This is a genomic window from Pseudomonas sp. E141 (genome assembly GCF_052659885.1).
Map to the genome: position 1 here is coordinate 4,240,969 of NZ_CP084024.1, position 18,183 is coordinate 4,259,151.

Sequence of the window (18,183 nt, forward strand, 5' to 3'; positions counted from 1 at the left end):
GAACCCTATTTCTGAATGAATTTAATATAGCCGGCCGGTACACAACCCTTGATCAAGCACTCACCATCACGCATCACGTTCACCAGGTCTGACTCCGCCCTGCTCAATGAAGTCTCATTTTTTGGGCTGGGGTTGCTTGTGTATTTATTCCGCGCGGCATTTACCCTAGCCTGAAGCTCAGCAACGACCTCACGATTGCTCAAAAACTTTGTGTCTGGTAATACACCAGAATCTATATCCTGCTGCAATCGCTTGACGTCGATTTCTATTTTTTGAGAGCCGTAATCTTTAGGATTGGATGACACTCTCGGGTCGGTCACAGAAATGTACGGAGAATTTTCAGAACCGCCTCCGCGCACATGTGTCTGAATGCTGCCTGTCCCCTCAAGATTAGGGGGTACCAAATCGCCATTCTCTTTAATGTAGGCCTTTGGCTTTCCATTTCCCCCCACAGATAAAGAAAAATCATTGTCGCTGCGCACTACTACAGGGTCGGCTGGAACTTTAGGCACACTGGAACTGCCAGAGTCTTTAGCACCTTGACTCGCACTACCCCGTCCAGATGCCCCAATCCTCGGCACCCCAAGACTCGCCGCATTCATAGCGCCGACCACAATGTTGCCGATGCCATTCCACGTATCACCATCGTAGACCTGGCCCGCACCGTGTCCTGCTTGGAGTGCACCATTCGCCGCAGCTGCGACCCGAATCGTAGTGCCGAGATTTCCGGTCAGGAAATACAGAGCAGGTGACCCCACGTCACTCATCGCCTGCATTTCACGATTGATGCGCAGGTAACCCTCAGCATCGCGGTACAGCATTTCGCTAGCGCTCTGGTCCCTGGACCAAAAGATGTTGGCCACCGACACGCCGTCCCGAGCTCTCAGGTCGTCGGCGTAGGCAATTCGCTCCTGGGTAGTACCGCCCGCATACGGGTAGTCTCGGTATGGATCCGGTCCGTTTTTAAGCAGATTATTGATGCTCGTGCGAGCAGCCTCCACCCCGTGTTCCTGGCTTTGCTCGTAGCCGTAGACCTGAAGATAAGCGCCCAGCTCTGTTTTCTCTGCCGGAGAAAGCGACGCGGGATCGGTGTGAAAACGCTCCAACAACGCATCGCTACGCTGGTCCGAGCCTTGGAGCACCATCATTTTTTTGGCGGCGTCCAGGCTCTTGGTTTCTTCATACTCCTTGAGAGCTCTGTCTCGCTCCGCTTGGGAGTGGTCTCCGAGGAAGTTGTAACGCGTGCCGTTTTCCGCCACTTGCGCGGCAACGTCCAGATCTCCATTGGATGCCGCAGCGCCTAGTACGCCGACAACTTTTGAAAGTGCGACCAGATTCTCTTGGGCCCGAGTGTATTCAGGTGTACCGGGCTCCAGATGCGAGGGCAGGAGCGTATCCCCCAGCAAACCGATAAGAACCTCGTTTGCCCCGCCCGCTATTGCTCCTGTACGGAAGTCTCCTCCCATGACTTCCGCCATCAATCCGCCCAAGGCCGAATGAAGCAGAATCGCTTCCAAGCTGCCTTCGGCCAGACCGAAGTCGCCGATTTTTCCGGCGCCATACGCTCCACCAATGCTGGCCGCCGTTCCAGCCAACGAAGTTGCTAAGTTGTCTTGGTAACTGCCTCCGTACACCGCTGTTTTAATCGCAGCATCCGCAGCCACTTTCATAGCGACTGTCTTTACGCTCTCGGCATTGAAGCCAACCGTGCTGGCGTCATAGCCAAGCCCTTGGGCAACCCCTGCCGTAGCTATCGAGACGGCATACCCTTTCAGGCTCTCCTTGGAAGTAACGTCCTTGGCAATCGCGCCGAGGTTTCCTCGGTTGTCGATGGTACTGACCGTCGCCTTGGTCGCGACGCTGATTGCTCCGGCCTGAACCATGGTATTCATGCCAGCCATCATCGGCCCCATAACGGCCGCGAGGGCAATGGCGATGATCAGTTGTGAAGCCGGCCCCAAGCCCGACGTGTTGTATTTGAAGGACTCATGGATCTCCTTTACTTGCCGCCAGTCCACGTCACCGCGCTGCTCGGCTTCCTTGATCCAGGCCAGTTGCGGATCGGCTTTTATCATCGCATCAATGGTCTGGCTGACCGTTTTCTGATCGACATGCTTGATGTCGATCTTCAGACCTTCGACTGCCTTGATGGTGATATTGCCCGCCGCCGCCATCTGCGTCTGGCGCAGGGTTTCGTCAGTATTACCCTTGCCCTTAGCGGAGTTCCAGAACGCATTGTTATTGGTCTTCGTATGGCTTTCGTCGTGCAGATCCTTCACGCCTTCGAAGACGATGGCGCCGCCACTTTCCAGTATCAGGTCCTTCCCGCTTTGCAGCTTGGCGACTTGGTAGCGCTGGTCATCGCCACTCTTGAGCGTCAGGTCGCCTCCCGTCTGGATCTGGCTGCCGATATGGGTGATTTGTGTCACCTCATCGCGCCGCATCTTCAAGCTGCCCCAACCGCCTTTTTTCTTCATGTCATACAGCGAGTAATCACGATTCTGCTCAGCCAACAGACTCAGCTGCTTCCCCGCCACCAAATAGGCCGCGTTACCCGCCGCAATCTTGCTCGCGACCATCAACAGATCATTGTGCGCAGCAACCCTTACATCCCCCCCAGCATCGAGGGTGGTCGCCTGCTGCGAGACATGGTCCTCTTCCTTGTTGATCTTCTTGCCGCTGCGCTTGTAGCGGTATTCGCTGGACTCCTCGTTCGCCGCCGAGATCAGGGCGACATCGTTGCCGCTCAGGTTGATATCGCCTTTGGCTTGGAGATGGCTGGCGACAACAGTGAGGTTGTTGCCGGCGGTGACGTTCAGGTTGCCACCCGCCTTGACCTCACTGGCGTGCTGAACGGTCTGGCTTTGCTCCCAGAAGTGGCGTTTGTCCTGGCGCATCGAGCCGCTTTCTTCGCGAGCCGCGGAGATGACAACGTCGTTGCCCGCGCTCAAGTCCGCGTTGTTGCCCGCGGTAATCGCGCCGCCCACGTTGAGCAAATCGCCCGCTGCACGCATGGTGAGATTGTTACCGGCCTCGATACGCGCAGCATTGTCGACAACGGAGGTCTTCGAACTGAAGCCCTTGCCGCTGTTTTCGATGGTGCTAATGGTCCGGTCGTTGCGGATGTCGCCGGTCAAGGTCGACAGCTCGACGTCCTTGCCCTTGAGGATGCCGCCTTGCATGTTGACCAGGTCTTTGCCCGCGACCAACTTGAGCCGCTCACCAGCCTCGGCCAGGCGCGTGTTGACCAGATTGTTCCCGGCCGCCGCCGAGAGGTTCTCGCTGGCACGCAGCGTCCCGGCGTTCTTCAGGTCGGTGCCTGCAATCAGGGTGAGGTTCTTGCCTTGGATCAACGCGCCATCGGCCATCAGCCGGTTGTTGGCCTGGGCCAGGTAAAGCACCGGCACCAGGACATGTTGACCATTGACGACCTGGTCTTCCATCCAGACGATGTCGTGGGTCAGCGCGGCGACTTGTTGCGAAGTCAGGGTCACGCCAACGGCCAGGTTCAGTTGTTCCTTGCTGGCGATGGCGTTGTTCATCAGGTACTTGAACATGCCTTCGTCGGAGGTCTGGCCATCGAGAAAGCGTTGGCTGGTGCGGGCGATCACGGCTTGCTGGATCAGGCGTTGCTCGTACAAGCCATCGCCCAGGCGCTTCCAACTGGTGTCGGGGTCATAACCCAGGTTGCCCAACAGGTAGTCCGAGCTCATGAACTGCTTGAGGTCGGTCAGCGCGGGGTTGGTTTCAATCAGGTATTTCGGGCCGATGATGACCCGGCTGGCGGCCGAACCCTGGACAGTGGCCTGGCTTTGGTCATGACTGTTTTGCGCTGCGGCCGCGCTGTCGACGACACGAAACAAGCCATTCTCGCCAGTCGGCAAGGTGAACCCGGGCATGGTGGTCGGGTTGACTTGTTGTTGGGCCAGATCAGGCGGTAGCTGCGGGTTGAGCACCACGACTGCTGGCTGTGCGGCGTCGGCCACATCGGTGGCCGCTGACTTGGTCGCTCCGGCCAGCGGCGCCTGGAACTGCACGATGCTGCTGTTCTCCAGCCGCTGCGTAGCCTGGATGCTGATGTCGCCGCCCGATTGAACAACCGCGGGCGCTAGCGATTCCCCTGGCGTCACTGTGGTGATGTCGCCTACCTGACGGAAGGAGTTGAGCGCATCTACCGGCACCTGTTTCGGATTAGCCTGGGCGTTGTAGGGGACAATGTATCTGTCGCGGAAACGCTCGTCGGTTCCATCCGTGACCCTGCCGGTGTTCCAGGTCCGCGTCCTGACGCTGGTCCCGGCGGCGGCGCCAGCGTTGGCGAAGTTGTCTGCGGTGATCAGCAGGTTGCCAGCCGAGGCCATCACGCTGTATTGGTTGGTCACCGCAGAGCCATCAACGGTCAGTTTCGCCCCACTCATCAGGGTGGCACTGACCGAGTCTTCAAGCACTGCGCTTTGGTAGGTCTCCCGGGCTATATAGTCGACGTTGTGGTGGTCACCACCGCAGTCATAACATTTGACACTGATGGAGCCCGACACCAGCTCATCGGTGGTGGAGAAAACGTCCTTGCGATTGATCAAGGTGTCGCTGCGCAGCGACATGTCCTTGGCCGATTCAAGGGTGCCGGAGATGTTCTCCAGCAACGTGCTGCGAGCGACGCCATCTCGTGCCGCGACATTCAACGCCCCCAGGCTGTAGACGTCCGCACGATAGTTGGTGAAGCGGTTGAAACGCAGGGCCATGTCCGCGCCACTGAAGATCAGACCGCGATCGTTGAGCGCCTCGTTGGCAACCAGTTCGACGGTGTCGGCGCCGCCCAGCGTGCCTGTATTGACCAGGCTCGTGGCGGCCAGGGAGAACTTGCCGCCGCCGGTGATCCGTCCAGCATTGTTCAATGCACCGAGACTGGTGACGGTGGTGGTGCCACCGCCAGCCAGGCGCGCGCCACTGGAGAGATCGATACTGGCGGCGCTCAGATCGAATTGATCGACACTGCTGAGGCGGCTGTTTTCGGTACCGACATAAGCGCCGGTCAGCTTCAGATCCAAATCAACGTCGCTGCTGATGGTGCCCGCGTTATTCCAGGTGCCGCCCGTGGCCAGCAGGCTTTGCACGGCGATCAACTTGCCGGTGCTGGTCTGATTGAGCTGGCCCACCTTCAGGTTCAGGACATTGGCCTGGATATCCGAGCTGTTGTCCCAACGTGCCGCGTCGACGGTCAGGGTGCCTGAGGTCATCAGGCTGCCGCCGATGTTGCTGAACCTGGCCAGGTCCACACCTAACGTGCCGGTGCCCACATGACGAACATTGCCGTCAGCATTCTTGAAGCCTGCCATCTGCAAGGACAGGTCCTGGGTAGCCGCTTCAATGACGCCGCCCTGGTTGTCCAGCAGTTGATCAACCGTTAGCGTCGCGGTCCCCAGCTTGCCCACCGAGCGCAACTTGCCGCCCTGATTATCAATCGATACGGCCGTGATCAGCAGGCCGTTGGAACCTTCGACCAGACCGCGCTGGTTGTTCAGCGCCCCGGTCAAACCAAAATCAACGGTGTTTGCCGCGGCGCGTCCGTCGCTGTTGTCCAGATCCTGGGCACGCACCGTCAGGGCCTGTTTGGCGAGCACTGCACCGTTGCGGTTCTCGAACGTAGCGGTAGTGAGCTCGGCGCTCCCGGACAAGGCCGAGATTTGCCCACCATTGTTGAGCACCGCTTGTTTCGCATCGAGATTGACGGACTGCGCCTGGATCAACCCGGCCTCGCCAGCGGAGGTGAGCGACTCGCCGTTATCCAACACCTTGTTCAACTCAGCTTTCAGCCAACCGCCAACACTGGCAAGAACACCGCCACGGTTATCGAGACTGTTCGCCTCGACATCCACGTTCCCGGCCTGGGTAATGGCGCTGCCATCCCGGTTGACGAAATCCCCGGTGATATCGACCTTCAGGTCACTCTGGCTGAGCAGGCTACCTTTGGTGTTATCGAGACCACCGCCGTTGATCGTCAGCCCCTGTTCGGTGCTGATGATCGCCTCATTGTTATTGAACAGTTGCTGGTGAGCGGTCAGGCTCATGGCCTTGACCGAGGCGATATAGCCATCGTCGCTGTTGTTGATGCGGTCTGCGGTCAGGGTCAGTTTCCCCTGGCTGACCACCTTGCCGTCCTGCTGGTTGAAGCTTTTCAGCGTGGCAACGAGATCACCCTGGCTGGTGATTTGTCCTGCGCTATTTTCAGCGCTACCACCCCCAAGGGTCAGTGCGGCGTCGGACGCAATTTTGCCGCCGCTGTTATCCAGCGTTTGCGCTTCGAGCTTCAGGAAGTTGTTGCTGCTGATAACGCCTGCGCTGTTCTTTAGCGTCCCGGCGATCAGAGTCTGCTCGCCGTCGCTGGCGATGATCCCTTTATCGCGGTTATCCAAGGCTCCAGTGGCCACTGCTTGAATGTTGCCTTGGCTGACCAGCGTGCCGGCGCGGTTGTCGATGTCCTTGCTGTCGAGCGTCAGGCTCTTGCCGGCGGAAAAAGTGCCGCCGCGATTGTCGAGGGTCTGCGTGGTCGTGGCTTTCAAGTCGCGACTGGCGATCACGTTCTGCCCGCGATTGTCGATGTTCGCCGCGGTCAGCACGACATCGCCAATCTGGTTGCGGGTGTTATCGACGTTGACGCCTGCTTCGATGATGCCAAGGTTGTTGAGCTGGCCGTCGGTGGTCAGCGTGACCTTCTCGCGCGCCGCGATAGCGCGCTGGTTGCTGAGAGCGCCCTTGGTTGTCACCTGAACATGGCTGCCGGCATACATCGTCCCTTGGGCGTCCAGGCTTTGAGCCTTGATCTCGACGGCGCCTGCCGCCGTGGTTTGCGCCAAGCTCAAATGACCATTGGCATCAAGCTGGATATCACCGCCACTGGCGACCATCTTGCCGTCGAGCTTGACCCCGACCCCGGCCTCGGTGCCCACCAGTTTGATGGTGCCAGCGTACATGCCACCCAAGGCCGAGGAGTCGATGGCCAGTTGCGGTTTGGCGCTGCCGTCGTCGGCACGGACGGTGGCATTGAGGGTATCGGCGTTGACGTCGTTACGACCGGCAATAATTGTCAGATTCTTTGCCTGGATCTCGGCATTGATCTTCGCGCTGCGGGTGATGATTTCGAAACGGTCGACGTTGTTGGCGTTGAGGCCTGCGCCTTCGATCGCAACGCTGCCCTGGTCGACCTGATAGCGACTCAACTGACCGTTTTCGATAATCGGTTTGCCGGTGGTCAGGGTCGCCTTCGGGGTATTGATAAACCCGCAACCATTACAGGTGATGCCATAAGGGTTGGCGACAATGACATGGGCCGACTGCCCCGCCACTTCGGTGTAGCCACGCAGCTGGCTCGGGTTGCCGCCGTTGACTTCGTTGAGGATGACTTTGGCGGCCGTGCCCTTGAGGTTCGGGTTGCCGAGGATGATCCCGCCCAGTTGCGTGGACTGGGCGGCGTTGGTGGCGTTGTTGAGGATCACGCCGTTGCTGCCGACGTTGTAGTCCTTGAACTGGTTGTGGGACAGGCCGCTGTCGTTGGGCTTGGCGATGTTGACCACCGGCACGCCATTGCCGGCCTGACCGAGGCTGGTGCCCGGCGCGCTGACCACGATCCCGTCCGCCTGGGCCCACAGCGGCTGCCAGAACATGACGTTGGCCAACAGGAATGCCAGGCCGCGCTTGGGCATGCCCCAGAAGTGCTCGCGGGTTTGCACGGCAGCAGAAGGCTGGCGGGCCAGGAAGGCGTATTGACGGTCGTCCATGATCAAGTCTCGTTGCAGCAGTTTTTAAAAAGGCTGTATTTAGAAAAAGGAATCCACGCGGAAATAGATCGGCGCTTCGCGCTCGGCCAGGGCATCCGGACGTTCCAAGGAGTGGGCAAAGGTCACGCTGGCCGTCAGGTGCTCACCGCGGGCGAACAACTCCACCGAATTGCTCGACATGCGCCCGTGCTGGTCGCCGTTGTAGCGATTACCGCGAATCACGCCCTGGTCGTAACCGAGGCTAGTGCCGTATTCGGCGAACACCGGGCGCAGCCACTCCAGCGTCACCGGGCGGCTCCAGCGCAGGTCGTTGCGCCAGTAACCACCACTGTCGCCGGACAGCGTCTGGTCCTTGTAGCCTCGGACCGACGCCAGTCCGCCCAGGCTCATGCGCTGCGAGGCGAATAGCGCATCCTCGCTGCGCTGGCCGGTCATCAGGCTGCTGAAACTGAAGGATTCGCCGCCCAGCATGAAGGGCTGCAAATAGCTGAGGGTGGCGGTGTATTTGCGGTAGCGGGCGTCGGCCTGCCCGGGGCCCGGATCGTCGTCGCCCTGGGCATCGAAAGCGCCGATGCCTTGCTGTACACCCAGGTCCAGGTTGACGAATGCATTGCCGACCCGTCGTCCATGGTTGATGCCGAACTGCGTCTCGCTGATGCGATTGCTGCTGTTACCGAGCTTGCTGTCGTTGACGAAGTTGTTAGTGCGCAGGTACGCCAAGCCGGTGTTGAGCGAAGTCTTGCTCACCGCGTCGCGATGGACCACCCGCTCCAGGCGCACCTGATGGCTCTGACTGTCACCGCTCTGCTTGAAATTGAAGCCGTTGGCCTGGCCCAGGGCGCGGTACTCGCTCTGACTGTAGCTGTAGTTCAAGTTCCACCAGCCAAATGGCAGGTTGTAATAGAGCATGGCATTGCGCGAGGTTTTCTGATGATCGCTGACGGCATCGTGGCCGCCGCGCAAGGCCAGTTGATCGGCCAGGCCCAGCGGGCTGTCCCAGTCGAAGGAGGTGCCCCATTGCTGTTCGCCGGTGCTCTTCTGGCCATCGTTATGCCGCGCCAGGCCAACGCGCCAAGGCTTTTGCGGGGTGTTTTTGACCAGCACATCACTGCCACCGAGATCCTGTCCCGGCGCCAACTCCATCTGCACGCGATTGGATGGCAAACGGTTCAGTTGGTCGACCATCTGTTCGATGTCCCGCAGATTGAGCAAATCGCCCGCCTTGCCGGGAAAGCTCATGGCCAGTTCCCGCTCGGACAGGCCACTGCCCTCGGCACCCTTCAGCCCTTCCAGCCGGCCCTCAACGACCAGCACTTGCAGATGACCGCTGGACAGGTCCTGTTGCGGCAAATAGGCACGACTGGTGACCAGGCCTTTTTCCAGGTAGTAATCGGTGATGACCTTGAGCAGCTCATTAAGCTGTGGCACGCCCAGGCATTGGTTGATATAGGGCTTGAGCAGTTGTTCGCGCTCACTGGCCGAAAGACTGTCGGCGCCCTTGATTTCGATGGTCTTGATGGGGAAGCAACGGGTATCCACAGGCGCTGTCGGCTGAGTCGGCTTCGCCGCCTTGCCAGGCAATTCCTTGAGTTCTTCCAGGCGTCGACGCTGCTCTTCGAGCAAGCGATCCTGGCGTTCGCGGATCAGGTCCGTGTCGCCGGGTGTCGGCGCAGCGTAGGCAAGTGTTAGCGGAGAAAGGCACAGCAAAGCCAGGTACGACCTCGCCCAATGGGCGGGTGAGAACATGTTCGATCCCTCGATACGGAAATGGCAGCAAACTGGCGAGCAGACAAAGCACCGGATATCGGTCTTCTCATTTCGGGGAACGCCGGAAAGTCCAGGCTGACTCCGAAAATACTCACGCTACTAATGCGCAAAACTACGCGCACACCAGACCCGGCATATCGCCTTCGGTTCAAAGGAGGGGAAACTTTCTGCTCAAAAAAGAGACGTGTCTCACAGGACGCATTAGAAACCACCGACATAAATCGTCTTGTCGGACCTGTACGGGGTGGATTTTTTCCCGATGAGGGAACCGACGCCCGTACCGACCAAGGGGATTTGGCGCAAGAGAGGCAAACCAGTGGGGGGCTGGAGAATGATGGTGTCCCAGGGCAGGTTCGAACTGCCAACCTTCCCCTTAGGAGGGGGATGCTCTATCCAATTGAGCTACTGAGACACAAGTCGACCACGAGAAACGCGGTGCGTTGGACGGCGTGCATGTTAACGGTCAGCCTGGCGTTTGTCATGTCGTCCATGGCTTTTTAAGTGTAGGCAAATGTACCGCTCGCCAAGTCTCCCATCGTAGCCCCCGGACCGGACCGCCGCTCATCTGGCCCCACCCTGCTCATTCTAGTAAATCGGCAAATCGCCACTATCCTATACAATACAAGGACAGCATCGCGCCGCCGCCTACGTCATGGTTATCCGCCAGACGGTATGGCACATCGACACGATGCAGTGGTCACAAGATGCGGACCTGGAAATTTTTCCAACCAGTCCGCATTTTTGACGAAGGGTACTGGCATAACGCCTTTACGCGGATCAATATTTGTCACAGAATTGGCGCCAATGATCTGGCAATTTTGAGGCATGATGCGGGCCTCTTAACAATTCAGGTTGAACATTTGGCTAAGGGGCTTGTCCTATCGACATCCTGCGGCCAATCCCGAGAACCGCTCCCCTGAACTAACCGGTTAAATATATGCGCCCAATGAAACAGGCAATTTATTCCAGCCGTACGGCTGACAAGTTCGTCGTACGTCTGCCAGACGGAATGCGGGAACGCATTGCCGAGGTGGCTCGCAATCATCACCGCAGCATGAACTCCGAAATCATCGCGCGCCTTGAGCAAAGCCTTATTCAGGAAGGTGCGTTGGGTGAAGAGCTCAGCATGCGACTGGACAGCCCAGAGCTGTCACTGCATGAACGCGAGCTGCTTCAACGATTCCGACAACTCTCTCATCGCCAGCAAAACGCTCTCGTTTCGCTGATTGCCCATGACGTAGAAATGACCGCAGACGCGTCCTGATAGCATCCAAGATATTGAAGCCAGCCTTGTGCTGGCTTTTTTTTGCCTGGAATTTGGTGACAGAGATTTCCGGCGCCCACGAAAAAGCCCGCCAAATTGGCGGGCTTTCTTGAAGCGCGAATCAGAGCAGGAAAATCGTCGCCAATCCCAGGAAAATGAAGAACCCGCCGCTGTCGGTCATGGCGGTAATCATCACGCTTGCCCCCATGGCGGGGTCACGCCCCATTCGAGCCAGGGTCATGGGAATCAATACCCCCATCAAGGCCGCCAACAACAAGTTGAGCGTCATGGCGGCGGTCATCACCACTCCCAGCGACCAACTGCCATACAGCAGGTATGCCACCACGCCGATCACACCACCCCAAACCAGACCGTTGATCAAGCCCACGGCCAGTTCCTTGCGCATCAATCGCGATGTATTGCCGGTACTGACCTGGTCCAGCGCCATGGCGCGGACGATCATGGTAATGGTCTGGTTGCCGGAGTTGCCGCCAATCCCTGCAACGATAGGCATCAGCGCCGCAAGGGCCACCAGTTTTTCGATGGAGCCTTCGAACAAGCCGATCACCCGGGACGCGATGAAAGCCGTGATCAAATTGACCGCCAGCCAGGCCCAACGGTTACGCAGGGACTTCCAGACCGAGGCGAAGATGTCTTCCTCTTCGCGCAGACCGGCCATGTTGAGGACTTCGCTTTCGCTCTCCTCACGAATCAGGTCGACCATTTCGTCGATGGTCAGACGGCCGATCAACTTGCCGTTCTTGTCGACAACGGGCGCAGAAATCAAATCGTAACGTTCGAACGCCTGGGCCGCATCGTAAGCATCTTCGTCCGGATGAAAACTCACCGGATCACTGGCCATGACCTCGGCTACCTGCTTTTCCGGATCATTGACGAGCAATCGCTTGATAGGCAGCACGCCCTTAAGCACACCGTCGTAGTCCACCACAAAGAGCTTGTCGGTATGCCCCGGCAACTCCTTGAGACGGCGCAGATAACGCAATACCACTTCAAGACTGACATCCTCACGGATGGTCACCATCTCGAAGTCCATCAGCGCACCGACCTGCTCCTCGTCATAGGACAACGCCGAACGCACGCGCTCGCGCTGTTGGCCATCGAGGGTTTCCATCAGTTCGTGGATAACGTCCCGTGGCAGTTCGGGCGCAAGGTCGGCGAGTTCGTCGGCGTCCATTTCCTTGGCCGCCGCCAGCAGTTCGTGATCATCCATGTCAGCGATCAGGGTTTCACGAACCGAGTCGGACACTTCAAGCAGGATGTCACCGTCACGATCCGCCTGGACCAACTGCCAGACCGTCAGACGCTCTTCCAGCGGCAAGGCTTCAAGGATGTAGGCGACGTCGGCGGAGTGCAGGTCATCGAGCTTGCGTTGCAGCTCGACGAGATTCTGCCGGTGGACCAGGTTCTCGACCAGGTCGTGATGCGGGCCTTCCTGGCGATGCGTCAGGTCTTCGACCACCCGCTGGCGATGCAGCAGCTCAACGACTTGAGCAAGGCGATCCTGAAGGCTTTCCTGCGTTTTCTTTACTTCTATTTCGGTCATAGGCGAACTCCACTCCCAGCAGTGGAGCACGCCGGAAGGATCAATCAGTCAGTTCATGATTGGTAAAACGAGATATTGAGTAACTACTGGGTAAGTCCATGGGATATTCCACAAGCCCCGGCGGGGCTGACGGGCGCAATCATACACCGCTTGACGCTTTAAAACGTTAAAAAATCATGGCAAGAACAAGCGCTTGCGAGACATACCTGAACGCAGATTGAACCTCTATGCCTACGACGACTTATCCTGAAAAGAAAACACACGCCCCGGTAAAAATGTAGCGGCTAACCTTCTTTTCTTCACCGTCAAGGAGGACGTCAGGATGCTCGTCAGTCGCTACCTGTTTTTACTCGCTGCCCTGCCCTGCCTGCCTTTGGGGGCTGCCGGGCAAAGCGTGCATCGCTGCGAAAATACCGCCGGGCACGTGACCTTTACCACCCTGAGTTGCCGACCGGAAGAAACCCTGTCACTTCAGCAGATACATCCGACCAGCCCGGGCAGGGCCGAGCCAATGACAGAGGCCATGCTGCCCGAAGCAGAGTTTCGGCAAACATTCGGCAACAAAGCCAACCGCAAGGAACCGACTGTTGTCGGCCAACTCGAAGACCGCTGTGGCAACCTGCTCAATGCCAGACAACGCCGCGAAGCGATCATGAACCGGCGAGTCGTCAGTGGCATGAGCCAGCAGGACGTGGAAAGCGCCCTGGGCAGACCCGACTCGGTCAAGATCAGGAATTCGAGCACGCGATATACCTACAAAGCGAAAAAAGGTCGCAGCGCAGAGATCGTGTTCGATGAGAAAGGGTGCGTGAAAGGCAAATCACAGACAGCAAAAAGCCCGCGTTAAACGCGGGCTTTTTGGTGTTTGGTGCACTCGACAGGATTCGAACCTGTGACCGCTCGGTTCGTAGCCGAGTACTCTATCCAGCTGAGCTACGAGTGCAAGTTGTGGTTTTATACCAGATCACAACTGGTTGAAGCCAAGTTATTTGCATCACTGCAAAAAACTCTTAAATGGTGCACTCGACAGGATTCGAACCTGTGACCGCTCGGTTCGTAGCCGAGTACTCTATCCAGCTGAGCTACGAGTGCATTTGTTGCCGCGCATTATAGGTCGCCGAATCTTTTTGTAAAGCGCTTTTTTTCAGTAATTTCAATAACTTACCGATAAAGCCAGATTACGTCGCACTAAATAAATAATGGCGGAGAACGGGGGATTCGAACCCCCGACACCCTTTTGAGGTGTACTCCCTTAGCAGGGGAGCGCCTTCGGCCACTCGGCCAGCTCTCCGCAACACGGGGCGTATATTAACCACCTTCATCCCCGTTTGCAAACATAAAAAACGATAAAAATTAATGGCTTGGTTCGTCGTCCTTCTCTTTCTTGATACGCAGGTAAATTTCCTCTCGGTGCACCGCGACCTCTTTCGGGGCGTTGACGCCAATACGCACTTGATTTCCTTTGACGCCGAGCACGGTCACGGTGATTTCGCCATCGCCAATAATCAGGCTCTCTGCGCACCGACGAGTCAGAATCAGCATACCTTTCTCCTCACGCAATTCAGTTCAGGGACAACAGTCTGCAAAAAAAGGCGTAGGCCCTACGAACCGAAACGGTCGCAGCCTACAAGCCTAGTATTGACCAGCGCGAGCAAAAGAACAGTTTTGGAGCGCGCCTTTCAGAAAAACAAAGGGCGCGGTAAACCGCGCCCCAAGACAACGCCTTACTCGCCCTGTCGGGCAGCAGCGTCGAGTTCGAAAGCCGTGTGCAGGGCGCGCACGGCCAGTTCCAGGTACTTCTCTTCGATGACCACGGAAACCTTGATTTCCGAAGTAGAGATCATCTGGATGTTGATGCTTTCCTTGGCCAGGGATTCGAACATACGGCTGGCCACGCCTGCGTGAGAGCGCATGCCGACACCGACGATCGAGACCTTGGCGATCTTGGTATCACCCACCACTTCCCGGGCACCAATCTCATCAGCAGTCTTTTTCAGCACCGCTTCAGCGGCCTGGTAGTCGTTGCGGTGCACGGTGAAGGTGAAGTCGGTGGTGTTATCGTGCGCGACGTTCTGCACGATCATGTCGACTTCGATGTTCGCGGCACTGATCGGGCCGAGAATCTTGAACGCCACGCCGGGGGTGTCTGGCACGCCACGGATGGTCAGCTTGGCTTCATCGCGGTTGAAAGCGATGCCGGAAATGATCGGCTGTTCCATGGATTCCTCTTCATCAATAGTAATGAGGGTGCCCGGACCCTCTTTGAAGCTGTGCAGAACGCGCAGCGGAACGTTGTACTTGCCGGCGAATTCGACGGCCCGGATCTGCAGCACCTTGGAACCGAGGCTGGCCATTTCCAGCATCTCTTCGAAGGTGATCTTGTCCAGGCGCTGAGCCACAGGCACCACCCGTGGGTCGGTGGTGTAGACACCATCCACATCGGTGTAGATCTGGCATTCGTCAGCCTTGAGTGCCGCCGCCAGCGCCACGCCCGTGGTATCGGAACCGCCACGGCCGAGAGTGGTGATATTGCCGTGCTCGTCCACACCCTGGAAACCGGCGACCACCACGACGCGACCGGCCTTCAGGTCGCCGCGAATTTTCTGATCGTCGATCTGCAGAATACGCGCTTTATTGTGCGCGCTGTCCGTCAGGATACGAACCTGGTTGCCGGTGTAGGACACCGCCGGCACACCCCGCTTGATCAGCGCCATGGCCAGCAAGGCGATGGTCACCTGCTCGCCAGTGGAAACGATCACATCCAGTTCGCGCGGAACCGGCTGTTGGTCGCCGCTGATTTGCTTGGCCAGATCGATCAGACGGTTGGTCTCGCCGCTCATTGCCGACAGCACAACCACCAGGTCATCGCCCGCTTCACGGAATTTCTTAACCTTGTCGGCGACTTGTTCGATTCTCTCGACAGTACCGACCGAGGTGCCTCCAAATTTCTGTACGATCAAAGCCATTTCAAAGCCGCCTCTGCCCATGAAGGGCGCCCAATAATCACTCAACAGCGACCGGAGTCGTCACTAGACGACGACCCCGGAGCACTGCCTTAAATACCCTGCTCTACAAATGCAACGGTTTGGGCCAGTGCTGCGTCCAGCGCGCCGGCGTCGGTGCCGCCGCCTTGCGCCATGTCCGGACGACCACCACCCTTGCCGCCCACTGCCGCAGCGGCCTGCTTCATCAAATCACCGGCTTTGAGTTGGCCAGTCAGGTCTTTGGTCACGCCTGCGACGAGAACGACCTTTTCCTCATGGACACTGCCGAGCAGGATCACTGCGCGGCCGAGTTTGTTTTTCAGTTGATCGACCAGCGCCAACAGTGCCTTGCCGTCCTGGCCATCCAGGCGCGCGGCCAACACTTTCACGCCCTTGACGTCCACGGCCTGGGCCGACAGATCGTCGCCCGCGGCGCTGGCAGCCTTGGCCTGCAACTGCTCGAGTTGCTTTTCCAGCAGACGGTTGCGCTCCAGCACAGCCGAGAGCTTGTCGATCAGGTTGTCACGGCTGCCCTTGATCAGGCTCGCCGCTTCCTTGAGTTGTTCTTCGGCGGCGTTGAGGTACGCCAGGGCCGCCGCGCCGGTGACCGCTTCGATGCGACGCACACCAGAAGCCACACCGCCTTCGCTGATGATCTTCAGTAGGCCGATGTCACCGGTCCGGTTGGCATGGATACCACCGCACAGCTCCACGGAGAAATCGCCGCCCATGCTCAGCACACGGACGCTGTCGCCGTACTTCTCGCCAAACAGCGCCATGGCGCCCTTGCGCTTGGCGGTCTCGATGTCGGTTTCTTCGGTCTCGACCGGCGAATTCTTGCGGATCTCGGCGTTGACGATGTCTTCCAGCGCCTTGAGTTGCTCAGGCTTGATAGCCTCGAAATGGCTGAAGTCAAAGCGCAAGCGCTGACTGTCCACCAAAGAGCCTTTCTGCTGAACATGCTCGCCCAGTACCTGACGCAACGCGGCATGCAGCAAGTGCGTAGCCGAGTGGTTCAGCGAGGTGGCGTGACGAACCTCGGCGTCGACATGCGCGGCTACCGGAGCGGCAATCATCAGGCTGCCCGAGGCCAATACGCCGTGGTGCAGGAATGCGCCGCCGGTCTTGGTGGTGTCTCGCACATCGAAACGCGAGTTGCCGGCCTGCAGGTAACCGCTGTCACCGATCTGTCCGCCGGATTCGGCGTAGAACGGCGTCTGGTCCAGCACGATCACCCCTTCCTGGCCTTCGCTCAGGATGTCGACCGACTGCCCGTCCTTATAGATAGCCACGATCTTGGCCGAACCGGTCGTGGCGGCGTAGCCGGTGAATTCGGTGGCCACGTCAACCTTGACCAGGCTGTTGTAGTCCATGCCGAAGGAGCTGGCGGAACGCGCGCGCACTCGCTGGGCTTCCATCTCGCGCTCGAAACCTTCCTCGTCGAGGGTCAGGTTGCGTTCGCGGGCGATGTCGCCCGTCAGGTCCATCGGGAAACCGTACGTGTCGTACAACTTGAACACGACATCGCCCGGTACCACGTTGCCCTTGAGCTCGGCCAAATCCTGCTCGAGGATCTTCAACCCCTGCTCCAGGGTTTTGGCGAACTGCTCTTCCTCACCCTTGAGCACTCGCTCGATGTGGGCCTGCTGGGATTTGAGTTCCGGGAAGGCCTCGCCCATTTCGGCCACCAGGGCCGCGACGATCTGATAGAAGAAGCTGCCCTTGGCGCCCAGCTTGTTGCCGTGACGGCAGGCGCGACGAATGATCCGACGCAACACATAGCCGCGGCCTTCGTTGGACGGCAACACACCATCCGCAATCAGGAAGCCGCAGGAACGGATATGGTCGGCCACCACTTTGAGCGAAGCCTGGTTGTCGTTACTGCAACCGATGGCCTTGGCCGAAGCACTCAACAGGCTCTGGAACAGGTCGATTTCGTAGTTGGAGTGAACGTGCTGCAACACCGCACTGATCCGCTCCAGGCCCATGCCGGTGTCGACCGACGGCGCTGGCAACGGATGCAACACGCCATCGGCGGTGCGGTTGAACTGCATGAAGACGTTGTTCCAGATCTCGATGTAGCGGTCGCCATCTTCTTCCGGCGAGCCGGGTGGGCCGCCCCAGATGTCGGCGCCGTGATCGTAGAAAATCTCGGTGCAAGGGCCGCACGGGCCGGTGTCGCCCATGGTCCAGAAGTTATCGGAAGCGTATGGCGCGCCCTTGTTGTCGCCAATGCGCACCATGCGTTCAGCCGGGACACCGACCTCTTTGGTCCAGATGTCATAAGCCTCGTCATCGCTGGCGTAGACCGTTACCCAGAGCTTCTCCTTGGGCAGGTTCAGCCACTTGTCGGAGGTCAGGAAGGTCCAGGCAAAGGTGATGGCGTCGCGCTTGAAATAATCACCGAAGCTGAAGTTACCCAGCATTTCGAAGAAGGTGTGGTGACGAGCGGTATAGCCGACGTTTTCCAGGTCGTTGTGCTTGCCGCCGGCGCGCACGCATTTCTGGCTGCTGACGGCACGGGTGTAGGCACGTTTTTCCTGGCCCAGGAAGCAGTCCTTGAACTGGTTCATCCCCGCGTTGGTGAACAGCAGGGTCGGGTCGTTGCCCGGAATCAAAGAGCTGGAGGCTACTCGGGTGTGGCCTTGCTCTTCGAAGAAGCGAAGGAAGGCTTCACGGATTTCTGCGCTTTTCATTAGGTTCTTCCACGGAGGCTGCGGCCAAAGGCCTGTGCAAAACGTCAACAGACGAAGCAACGGCAAAGGGCCGCATTATATCGGCCCTTCGCGTGGGGTACAGCGTGTTTATGCGATAGAAACTGTCAATTGGGCC

The 18,183-nt window shown here is 58.4% G+C and carries 8 protein-coding genes and 4 tRNA genes; 2 read left to right on the forward strand and 10 right to left on the reverse strand.

Going from position 1 to position 18,183, the window contains the following annotated elements:
* Positions 1–5: 5 nt before the first annotated feature.
* The 3 genes from GKKCFE_RS18995 to GKKCFE_RS19005 form a co-directional block, all read right to left on the reverse strand.
* Positions 6–7,772 (reverse strand): two-partner secretion domain-containing protein, encoded by a 7,767-nt coding sequence (locus GKKCFE_RS18995; RefSeq protein ID WP_445576949.1) that lies wholly within the window; start codon positions 7,770–7,772, stop codon positions 6–8.
* Between the two features lie 39 nt (positions 7,773–7,811).
* Positions 7,812–9,518 carry a ShlB/FhaC/HecB family hemolysin secretion/activation protein gene (locus GKKCFE_RS19000; RefSeq protein ID WP_445576950.1) on the reverse strand — a complete coding sequence of 569 codons (1,707 nt, stop codon included), beginning with the start codon at positions 9,516–9,518 and terminating at the stop codon, positions 7,812–7,814.
* A 356-nt stretch (positions 9,519–9,874) separates the two neighbouring features.
* Positions 9,875–9,951: transfer RNA gene (locus tag GKKCFE_RS19005), tRNA-Arg, on the reverse strand.
* 525 nt (positions 9,952–10,476) lie between these two features.
* Between GKKCFE_RS19005 and GKKCFE_RS19010 the strand changes: the two genes are divergently transcribed.
* Entirely contained in the window at positions 10,477–10,803 is a 327-nt protein-coding gene (locus GKKCFE_RS19010; protein ID WP_047228772.1) for an Arc family DNA-binding protein, read from the forward strand.
* A gap of 121 nt (positions 10,804–10,924) precedes the next feature.
* On the opposite strand, the gene mgtE is transcribed toward GKKCFE_RS19010, so the two are convergent.
* Positions 10,925–12,367: a magnesium transporter gene (mgtE, locus tag GKKCFE_RS19015; RefSeq protein ID WP_047228773.1), complete on the reverse strand. Its 1,443-nt coding sequence runs from the start codon at positions 12,365–12,367 to the stop codon at positions 10,925–10,927.
* 322 nt (positions 12,368–12,689) lie between these two features.
* Between mgtE and GKKCFE_RS19020 the strand changes: the two genes are divergently transcribed.
* Positions 12,690–13,214: a SmpA/OmlA family outer membrane lipoprotein gene (locus GKKCFE_RS19020; RefSeq protein ID WP_047228774.1), complete on the forward strand. Its 525-nt coding sequence runs from the start codon at positions 12,690–12,692 to the stop codon at positions 13,212–13,214.
* A 19-nt stretch (positions 13,215–13,233) separates the two neighbouring features.
* Here the strand turns inward: GKKCFE_RS19020 and GKKCFE_RS19025 are convergent.
* The 6 genes from GKKCFE_RS19025 to alaS form a co-directional block, all read right to left on the reverse strand.
* Positions 13,234–13,310, reverse strand: a tRNA-Arg gene (locus GKKCFE_RS19025).
* Positions 13,311–13,382: 72 nt separating this feature from the next.
* A tRNA-Arg gene (locus GKKCFE_RS19030) sits at positions 13,383–13,459 on the reverse strand.
* 108 nt (positions 13,460–13,567) lie between these two features.
* Positions 13,568–13,658, reverse strand: a tRNA-Ser gene (locus GKKCFE_RS19035).
* Positions 13,659–13,720: 62 nt separating this feature from the next.
* Positions 13,721–13,909 (reverse strand): carbon storage regulator CsrA, encoded by a 189-nt coding sequence (csrA, locus tag GKKCFE_RS19040; protein ID WP_003178872.1) that lies wholly within the window; start codon positions 13,907–13,909, stop codon positions 13,721–13,723.
* Positions 13,910–14,091: 182 nt separating this feature from the next.
* Positions 14,092–15,333: an aspartate kinase gene (locus tag GKKCFE_RS19045; RefSeq protein ID WP_047228775.1), complete on the reverse strand. Its 1,242-nt coding sequence runs from the start codon at positions 15,331–15,333 to the stop codon at positions 14,092–14,094.
* Between the two features lie 89 nt (positions 15,334–15,422).
* Positions 15,423–18,047 (reverse strand): alanine--tRNA ligase, encoded by a 2,625-nt coding sequence (alaS, locus tag GKKCFE_RS19050; protein WP_047228776.1) that lies wholly within the window; start codon positions 18,045–18,047, stop codon positions 15,423–15,425.
* Positions 18,048–18,183: the final 136 nt, after the last annotated feature.

Coding starts and splice junctions, on each gene's coding strand:
- GKKCFE_RS19000 (WP_445576950.1), bottom strand. CDS start 9,518: ATGTTCTCACCCGCCCATTGGGCGAGGTCGTACCTGGCTTTGCTGTGC.
- GKKCFE_RS19045 (WP_047228775.1), bottom strand. CDS start 15,333: ATGGCTTTGATCGTACAGAAATTTGGAGGCACCTCGGTCGGTACTGTC.
- csrA (WP_003178872.1), bottom strand. CDS start 13,909: ATGCTGATTCTGACTCGTCGGTGCGCAGAGAGCCTGATTATTGGCGAT.
- GKKCFE_RS18995 (WP_445576949.1), bottom strand. CDS start 7,772: ATGGACGACCGTCAATACGCCTTCCTGGCCCGCCAGCCTTCTGCTGCC.
- alaS (WP_047228776.1), bottom strand. CDS start 18,047: ATGAAAAGCGCAGAAATCCGTGAAGCCTTCCTTCGCTTCTTCGAAGAG.
- GKKCFE_RS19020 (WP_047228774.1), top strand. CDS start 12,690: ATGCTCGTCAGTCGCTACCTGTTTTTACTCGCTGCCCTGCCCTGCCTG.
- GKKCFE_RS19010 (WP_047228772.1), top strand. CDS start 10,477: ATGCGCCCAATGAAACAGGCAATTTATTCCAGCCGTACGGCTGACAAG.
- mgtE (WP_047228773.1), bottom strand. CDS start 12,367: ATGACCGAAATAGAAGTAAAGAAAACGCAGGAAAGCCTTCAGGATCGC.